The 7352-nt window shown below is 68.6% G+C and carries 9 protein-coding genes; 5 read left to right on the forward strand and 4 right to left on the reverse strand.

Annotated elements, in window-relative coordinates:
- Positions 1-763: MBL fold metallo-hydrolase (locus AX690_RS02495; RefSeq protein WP_066730234.1), on the forward strand; the 763-nt coding region annotated here is incomplete at its 5' end.
- Here AX690_RS02495 and pdxH read toward each other — a convergent pair.
- Positions 760-1428, reverse strand: a complete 669-nt coding sequence (pdxH, locus tag AX690_RS02500) for a pyridoxamine 5'-phosphate oxidase (RefSeq protein WP_066687231.1) — start codon at positions 1426-1428, stop codon at positions 760-762. The genes AX690_RS02495 and pdxH overlap by 4 nt on opposite strands.
- A gap of 106 nt (positions 1429-1534) precedes the next feature.
- Between pdxH and AX690_RS02505 the strand changes: the two genes are divergently transcribed.
- From AX690_RS02505 to AX690_RS02515, 3 genes are all read left to right on the forward strand, one after another.
- On the forward strand, positions 1535-2233 hold the full coding sequence (locus AX690_RS02505) for a DnaJ domain-containing protein (RefSeq protein WP_066687229.1): 699 nt from the start codon (positions 1535-1537) through the stop codon (positions 2231-2233).
- A 128-nt stretch (positions 2234-2361) separates the two neighbouring features.
- Positions 2362-2778, forward strand: a complete 417-nt coding sequence (locus AX690_RS02510) for an organic hydroperoxide resistance protein (RefSeq protein WP_066687227.1) — start codon at positions 2362-2364, stop codon at positions 2776-2778.
- 10 nt (positions 2779-2788) lie between these two features.
- Positions 2789-3235 (forward strand): MarR family winged helix-turn-helix transcriptional regulator, encoded by a 447-nt coding sequence (locus AX690_RS02515; protein WP_066687224.1) that lies wholly within the window; start codon positions 2789-2791, stop codon positions 3233-3235.
- Between the two features lie 3 nt (positions 3236-3238).
- On the opposite strand, the gene AX690_RS02520 is transcribed toward AX690_RS02515, so the two are convergent.
- Complete coding sequence (locus AX690_RS02520; protein WP_066687222.1) at positions 3239-3634, reverse strand: DUF4282 domain-containing protein; 396 nt, start codon at positions 3632-3634, stop codon at positions 3239-3241.
- Positions 3635-3749: 115 nt separating this feature from the next.
- Entirely contained in the window at positions 3750-4310 is a 561-nt protein-coding gene (locus AX690_RS02525) for a hypothetical protein (protein ID WP_066687220.1), read from the reverse strand.
- 257 nt (positions 4311-4567) lie between these two features.
- On the opposite strand from AX690_RS02525, the gene AX690_RS02530 reads away from it, so the two are divergent.
- A complete protein-coding gene (locus AX690_RS02530) occupies positions 4568-5890 on the forward strand; it encodes an oxygenase MpaB family protein (protein WP_066687218.1) in 1323 nt (440 codons plus the stop codon).
- Between the two features lie 179 nt (positions 5891-6069).
- Here AX690_RS02530 and AX690_RS02535 read toward each other — a convergent pair whose 3' ends face one another.
- Complete coding sequence (locus AX690_RS02535; RefSeq protein ID WP_066687216.1) at positions 6070-7113, reverse strand: NAD(P)-dependent alcohol dehydrogenase; 1044 nt, start codon at positions 7111-7113, stop codon at positions 6070-6072.
- Positions 7114-7352: the final 239 nt, after the last annotated feature.

The raw sequence follows: 7352 nt of genomic DNA on the forward strand, positions 1-7352 counted from the left end.
CGGCAGCGGCGAGGTGGCGGTGGTCGACCCGGGCCCGGACCTGCCCGAGCACTTCGAGGCGCTGAAGGCGGCCCTGGCCGGCGAGCGCGTCACCCATGTGCTGGTCACCCACCACCACCTGGACCACAGCCCCCTCGCCCGCCCCCTGGCCGAGCTGTTCGGCGCCAAGGTCCATGGTCGCCCCGCGCCGGCGGACCATGGCGAGGCCGCCGCGCCGGGTCTGGAGGAAGGCGCCGACGACCGCTTCCGCCCCGATGTCGAACTTTCCGACGGCGACGTCGTCAGCGGCCCCGGTTGGACGCTGGAGGCCGTGACCACCCCCGGCCACACCTCAAACCACGTCTGTTTCGCGCTGAAGGAAGAGAACGCCCTGTTCTCCGGCGACCACATCATGGGGTGGTCGACGACGGTGGTCAGCCCGCCTGACGGCGACATGGGCGACTATTTCGCCAGTCTGGCCAAGGTGCGGGCGCGAAACTTCGACACCTTATGGCCCACCCACGGCGCGCCGGTTCGAGAGGTCGGGCCGTTCATCGACGCCTATATCGCTCACCGCAAAGCGCGCGAGGCGCAGATCTTGGAGGCGCTGGGCGCTGGATTCACGTCGATCCCCGCCATGGTCCCCAGCCTCTACGCCGCCGTCGACCCGCGCCTGCATCCGGCCGCGGCGCTGTCGGTGCTCGCCCACATGAACCAGTTGGTGAAGGAAGGCCGCGTCGCCGCCGAGGGCGAAGGGCTCAGCGGCCAGTACCGCCTCGCCTAGGGGAACAGCCGCTTCGTCGTCCAGCCGTCGGCGACGCGGTCGAACACCAGCCGCTCGTGCAGGCGGAACGGCCGGTCTCGCCAGAACTCGATCGTGACGGGGACAATGCGATAGCCGGACCAGTGGGGCGGCCGCGGCACCTTGCCCAGGCCGAATTTCAGGCCCATCTCGGCCACACGTTTTTCGAGCGCCAGGCGGTCGGGCAGCGGCCGGGACTGGTCGCTGGCCCAGGCGCCGATCTGACTGTGGCGAGCGCGGCTGGCGAAATAGGCGTCGGCCTCGGCCTCGGTCACCGTCTCCACGAGACCTCGGATCCGCACCTGGCGGCGCAGCGACTTCCAGTGGAACAGGATCGCGGCCTTGGGATTGGCCGACAGCTCGCGTCCCTTGGCGCTGTGGGTATTGGTGTAGAAGACGAAGCCCCGGCTATCGAAGTCCTTCAGCAGCACCATGCGCGAGTCGGGCATGCCGTCGGCGTCGACCGTCGACACGGTCATGGCGTTGGGGTCGTTGAGCTCCTTCTTGCCCGCGTCCTCCAGCCATTCGGCGAACAGGGCGAAGGGATCCTCCTCCGACAGCAGCGGCGGCGGCGTGGCCTCGGTGACCTGGCGGACGTAGTCATCCTCGCTGGGCGAGGCGGGGATCAGGGTCTGGTCGGCGCTCATGGCCTTCATATAGGCCCCCCAGCGGCGAGGGGCCACAGCCCCGGTCCCGTAAGCGAAAGTCTTAACTTAACGCCCCGTTGACCATCCGGGCGGCAGGGTCGCCGCCATGACCGCCAAAGGCCCCGTCCTGACGCTTTTCGCGGCCCGCGCCCTGCTCGGCGTCGGGCCGGACGCGGACGAGCGCGCATTGCGCAAGGCCTATCGCGAAGCCGCCAAGCGCGCCCATCCGGACCGTCCGACCGGCGACGCGGCGTTGTTTCGCGAGGTCCAGGCCGCCTATCGCCTGCTGCAAGACTCTCTGGCCCGCCCGACCACCTTCGCGCCGGCCGTGACCGCGCCAGCGGCCGCCGACTACGCCTTCCTGGACATCGACATCGCCACCGCCGTGTCCGGCGGCTCGGAAGAGCTGTCGATCGACGGCCGCCGCTTGCGCCTGAAGCTGCCCGCCGGCCTTCGCGCCGGCGACAAGGTGCGGCTGCTGGACGTCCTGTTCGAGGTCCGCCACCGGCCGCTGGACGGCGCCCTGGTGCGCGGCGACGACCTTTGGCTGACCGGCAAGGTCGCCCCCCGAGTCTTGGCCGAGGGCGGCCGCGTCGAGGCCGACACGCCGCTGGGTCCCCGTCAGGCCTGGATCTCGACCAAGGCCGCCGAGCGCGGCCTGGTCCGCCTCGCCGGCCAAGGCCTGCCCGCCCGGGCGCACCACCGCGCCGGCGACCTTTTTCTGCGCCTGGAAGCGGCGGAGAAGGACAAGGACAGTCTGGCCCGCTCGCTGCTGCGCCGTTTCGCGGCCGCCTGGGCGGCTTAACCCCAAATCCTCCCCCGCTGGGGGGAGGATCTAAATCGATCGCACGCGATCTTTTTTGGCGCAGCCCTTGAACATAAATCGCACGCGATTAAATCGCTCACATCATTCGATGAGCGAGGAGTTTCGTCATGACCACCCTCTACACCACCCGCGCCACCGTCGTCGGCGGCCGTGAAGGCCACGCCCGCAGCGAGGACGGCCTGCTGGACGTCCAGCTGTCGATGCCCAAGTCGCTGGGCGGCAAGGAGACGGGCACCAATCCCGAGCAGCTGTTCGCCGCCGGCTACGCCGCCTGCTTCCAGAGCGCCATGGCTCACGTGGCCCGCACGCAGAAGATCCCGCTGACCGGTTCGACCGTGACCGGCCAAGTCGGCCTCGCCAGCGCCGGCGCGGGTTTCGCGCTGGACGTCGCGCTGGAGGTCGAGACCCAAGGCCTGAGCCAGGCGGACGCGGAGGCCCTGGTCGCCACCGCCCACCAGGTCTGCCCCTACTCCAACGCCACGCGCGGCAATGTCGACGTGGCCATCAGCGTCAAGGCGGCGTAAGCCAGTCGACATGACAGAGAAATCCGCGTCATCCGAGAGCCCTGTCGAGATCCTGCGCCTCGACAACCAGCTGTGCTTCGCCCTCTACGGCGCGGCCAACCGGATGACGCGGCTCTATCGCCCGATCCTGGACGCCCTGGGCCTGACCTATCCGCAGTATCTGGCCATGCTGGTGCTGTGGGAGCAGAGCCCGCGCACGGTCGGCGCGCTAGGTGACGCCCTGGACCTTGATTCCAGCACCCTGACCCCGCTGCTCAAGCGGCTAGAGGCGAGCGGCCTGGTCGAGCGCCGCCGCGATCCGGACGACGAGCGGCGGGTGATCGTGGCGCTGACGGAAAAGGGCCAGGCTCTGCGCGAACAGGCCGCGAGCGTGCCGGAGAAACTGTTCTGCGCGCTGAACATGCCGCTGGCCGAACTCACGACCTTGCGCGAGCGGCTGAAGACGGTCGCCCGCTGAGGATTACTCCCGCGGCGCCTCGGCCGGCTGGGCCTGGCGGCGAGCCAGGAAAGCGGCGTGGTCGGCGTCGCTGGTCTGGCGCAGGGCGCGCAGATCCTCGCTGATGCGGAAGATGGCGACGTAGAACTCGCAGAACGCCCGCCACAGCAGGACCAGCGCGCCGGCGACCAGCAGGCCGGCGACCAGCACCGGGAAGGCCAGCAACAGCGAGCCGACGCCCGGCTCCTTCAGCGCCAGGCCCACGGCGGCGCCCACGACCGAAAAGCCGAACAGGGCCACGACGCCCAGGCCAGCCCAGTAGATGAAGTGAATCACCGGCCCGGTGACCAGGCGATCGAACGTCAGAAGATCCCAAAGCAGCGAGTTGGACCCACGCTTGGTCTTGTTGGCCGGAGGCATACGGGAACCCCAAGTCGGCGGAAAACCGCCCCTTTGCAGGCCATCGCTAGCAGCGAGAAGCCCGCTCGGCAATGCCGAGCGGGCGAAGGTTATCATCGTCTTGGAGAACGACGGCTTACTGCGGCTTGGCGCCGGCGACGGTCGCGTCGATCTGGGCCTTGGTGGCCGTGGTCGAGACGCTGCCGTCCGCGCCCGCGCTCAGGCTGTTGCCCGGCAGGGCGAACTTCACGCCGCCGTTGGTGACGATCACATTGGTCGAGCCGTCGGCGCCGGTGCTGGTGCCGCTGATCTGACCGACCGGCACGCCTTGCGCGTCCTTCACGGCCGAGCCGACCTTGAAGCTGGCGACATTGGCCGAGCTGGGAGTCGCGGCGCTGTCGGCGGGGTTGGCCGACGGCGAGGTCATCGAGGAGCCCGGGGCGGCGGACGTGGCGCCGGGGCTGGTCATGGTCTGGCCCGGAGCGGTCATCGATTGGCCCGGAGTAGTCGTCGATTGGCCCGGAGGGGTCATGGCTTGGCCAGGGGGCGTTTGGCCTGGCGCGGTCGGCGCGGTGGCGGAGCCCGTCGCGGGCGTGCCCGTCGGGGTCGAACCGGTCGAGGTGGTGCTCTGGGCGAAAGCGGCGCCGGCGAACGTCAGGGACGCGGCGGCGGCGAGCAAGGCAAGCTTGTTGGTCATCTAAACTCTCCGTCGAGGCCCCTCCCGGCGGAAACAACGTGACCTTGGCGTGGCGGTTCCGTCGGCGAGTCGACGCGAGCTGTGCCCAGGCGCGTTTTTCGTAACCGCCAGCGCCGAAATGTTGCCCCGCGGCGACCTAACCATCCGCGTCGCTTTTCCGTATCACCGCCGGGACGAGTAGCGCCGCCCCCATATTGGCGTACCCTACAGGCGCAAAAGCCGGATCCGTCACGGATCCGCGACGTCACGAGGATCCGATGAACACGCTGGACCAGGTCCTGGCCAAGGTCGCCTCGCAGAAGACCGCCCTGCCCGAGCTCTATGGCGACATCGACTTTGACATCACGCCCGAGCGGTTCACGACCGATCCCCGGCAGAGCGTGGCGCCGAGGCTGGCGCGGGCCAAGCTGGACGCCGACAAGATCGCGCTGATCAAGGCCTACACCATGCTGGGCGACGTCGTGGCGGACGCCTATGCCGCCCTGATGCCGCGCTACGGCTTCCGGCCGCTGGTCGAGATGCTGACCAAGGCCTGCGACGAAGGGATCGCGGCTGTATCCGACGCACCGCCGGAACTAGCGGCCTTCATCGCCGACATGGAGCGGGTTCCCGACTGGCTGGACATGGACCAGGTCCGCGAGGGCCAGCGCCTGGACCGCAACGCCGCCGCCAATCTGGGCCCGTTCGCCATTCGAGGCGCCTTCATCGCCACCTTCATGAACAAATACGCCGCTCTGCCGATGGCGCTGACCGGGACTCTGTCAAATGACACGGCGGCGCGGCGGGTGAACGAGACGGCGACCTTCTTCACCGCCACCCTGCTGCCCGGCTCGCTGGAGCGGCATGGAGCGGGTTTCCGAGCCGCGGCCATGGTGCGGCTGATGCATTCGATGGTGCGGTTCAACGCCCTGAAGCGCTCCAACCGCTGGGACGTCGGCGTCTACGGGATCCCGATCCCACAGGTCGACCAGATGCCGGCCGGCCTGATCCCGATCTTCCTGATGAGCTACAAGATCGTCGGCGAGGGGCGGAAGACCTTCACGGCCGAGGAGCGCGCCCGGGTCGAGCTGGCCCGCTATCGCTGCTTCCTGCTGGGCCTGCCCGAGGACTTGCTGGCCGACACCCCGCAGGGCGTGGTCGACACCATGAACGCTCGTAGCGCCACCCTGCGCGCCGGCTTCGACGACGCCACCTGCGGCGAGCTGGTCCGCGCGACGCTGAACGCCTACCTGCCGCCCGACGAGCGGCCCGAGAACCGCCTGTTCGACCAGGTCGAACGCGGCTTTTCCAAGGTGTTCTTCCTACGCAACTTCATGAACGGCGACGTGGCCGCCGCCAAGCGGATGGGCGTCGAGATCGGGCCGCGCGACTTCATGATGTTTGGACTGGTCGCCACGCTCGTGACCGGCCAGCTGACCGCCTATCGCCTGGCCCGGCGGGTTCCAGGGCTGTCGGAGGTGGCCGACGCGCGGCTGGTGGGGCGCCTGAAGCGGCAGCTGAAGCGCTACGGCCACGCCGAGTTCACCTCGGACGCCGAAAAGTACCGGCCGACCACCGGGGCCAAAACCGCTACCGCCTAACCCCTACTCCGATCTCCCGGCGAATGCCGGGGCCCAGATCGAACCCACAAGCGCCTATCGCTTGGCGAGGCCCTAGGGCGCGAACACCCAAGCCGCTCAGGCTGAATCTGGGCCCCGCATTCGCCGGGGAGGTCGGATTAAGAAAGAGCGCGACGGTCTCCCGTCGCGCCAATGATGCCCTACAGCGTCGCCATGTCGATCACGAAGCGGTAGCGCACGTCGCTCTTGTGCATGCGCTTGTAGGCCTCGTTGATCTGGTCGATCGAGATGGTCTCGATCTCGGCGACGATGTTGTTCTCGCCGCAGAAGTCGAGCATCTCCTGGGTTTCCTTGATCGAGCCGATCATCGAGCCCGCCAGGGTGCGGCGGCCGGGGATCAGGGCGAAGGCGTTCAGCGGCACCGGCTCTTCCGGCGCGCCGACGATCACCATGGTCCCGTCGATCTTCAGCAGGGCCAGGTACGCGCCCCAATCCAGCGGCGACGAGACGGTGCAGATCAGCAGGTCGAACGTGTCGGCCAGCGTCTCGAACGTCTTCGGATCGTTGGTGGCGTAATAGTGGTCCGCGCCCAGGCGCAGGCCGTCTTCCTGCTTTGACAGGGTCTGGCTCAGCACCGTGACCTCCGCCCCCATGGCGTGGGCCAGCTTGACGCCCATATGGCCCAGGCCGCCCATGCCCAGGATCGCGACCTTCTTGCCAGGACCGGCGTTCCAGTGGCGCAGCGGGGAATAGAGCGTGATGCCCGCGCACAGCAGCGGCGCGGCGGCGTCCAGCGGCAGGTTCTCGGGGATCGACAGGACGTAGTCTTCCTTGACCACGATGTGGTCGGAATAGCCGCCGTAGGTCGGGGTGTCCGAACCGGGTTCGAAGGCGCTGTAGGTCAGCACCAGGCCCGGCTGGTACTGCTCGCGATCCAGGTCGCGGGCGGCCTTGCAGGTGACGCAGCTGTCGACGAAGCAGCCGACGCCGACGGGGTCGCCTTCCTTGAACCTGGTGACATTGGCGCCGACGGCGGTGACCACGCCGGCGATCTCGTGGCCCGGGACGATCGGATAGACGCTCTGGCCCCAGCCGTTGTCGACCATGTGGATGTCGGAGTGGCAGACGCCGCAGTACTTGATCGAGATGACGACGTCGTCGGGATTGGGGGCGCGGCGTTCGAAGGTGAACGGCGCCAGGGGCGCGCCAGCGGCGGGCGCCGCATAGCCTTTAGCGGTGGCCATTCGGGATAGATCCTTGGATTTGGAGATCGCGATCGGGGGAGGATCGCGTGCGGCGATACTTGCCATATGGGACCGCGCGGGCGGTAGACCAGTCCGCCGGACCGATTGCACGATCCTCCAGGGATGGGGGAGCGGGCGCTGAGAGTTGAAAGCTGACAGGCTGAAAGTCGGTTCAGGGTGGTCAGCGGACCAAATCCTCCCCCCAGCGGGGGAGGTGTCGGCGAAGCCGACGGAGGGGG

The sequence above is a fragment of the Caulobacter sp. CCH9-E1 genome (genome assembly GCF_001556515.1).
GTDB lineage: Bacteria > Pseudomonadota > Alphaproteobacteria > Caulobacterales > Caulobacteraceae > Caulobacter.

Bases quoted from the DNA above. Each gene is read 5' to 3' on its own strand.
- pdxH (WP_066687231.1), bottom strand. From the start codon at position 1,428: ATGAGCGCCGACCAGACCCTGATCCCCGCCTCGCCCAGCGAGGATGAC.
- AX690_RS02505 (WP_066687229.1), top strand. From the start codon at position 1,535: ATGACCGCCAAAGGCCCCGTCCTGACGCTTTTCGCGGCCCGCGCCCTG.
- AX690_RS02510 (WP_066687227.1), top strand. From the start codon at position 2,362: ATGACCACCCTCTACACCACCCGCGCCACCGTCGTCGGCGGCCGTGAA.
- AX690_RS02515 (WP_066687224.1), top strand. From the start codon at position 2,789: ATGACAGAGAAATCCGCGTCATCCGAGAGCCCTGTCGAGATCCTGCGC.
- AX690_RS02520 (WP_066687222.1), bottom strand. From the start codon at position 3,634: ATGCCTCCGGCCAACAAGACCAAGCGTGGGTCCAACTCGCTGCTTTGG.
- AX690_RS02525 (WP_066687220.1), bottom strand. From the start codon at position 4,310: ATGACCAACAAGCTTGCCTTGCTCGCCGCCGCCGCGTCCCTGACGTTC.
- AX690_RS02530 (WP_066687218.1), top strand. From the start codon at position 4,568: ATGAACACGCTGGACCAGGTCCTGGCCAAGGTCGCCTCGCAGAAGACC.
- AX690_RS02535 (WP_066687216.1), bottom strand. From the start codon at position 7,113: ATGGCCACCGCTAAAGGCTATGCGGCGCCCGCCGCTGGCGCGCCCCTG.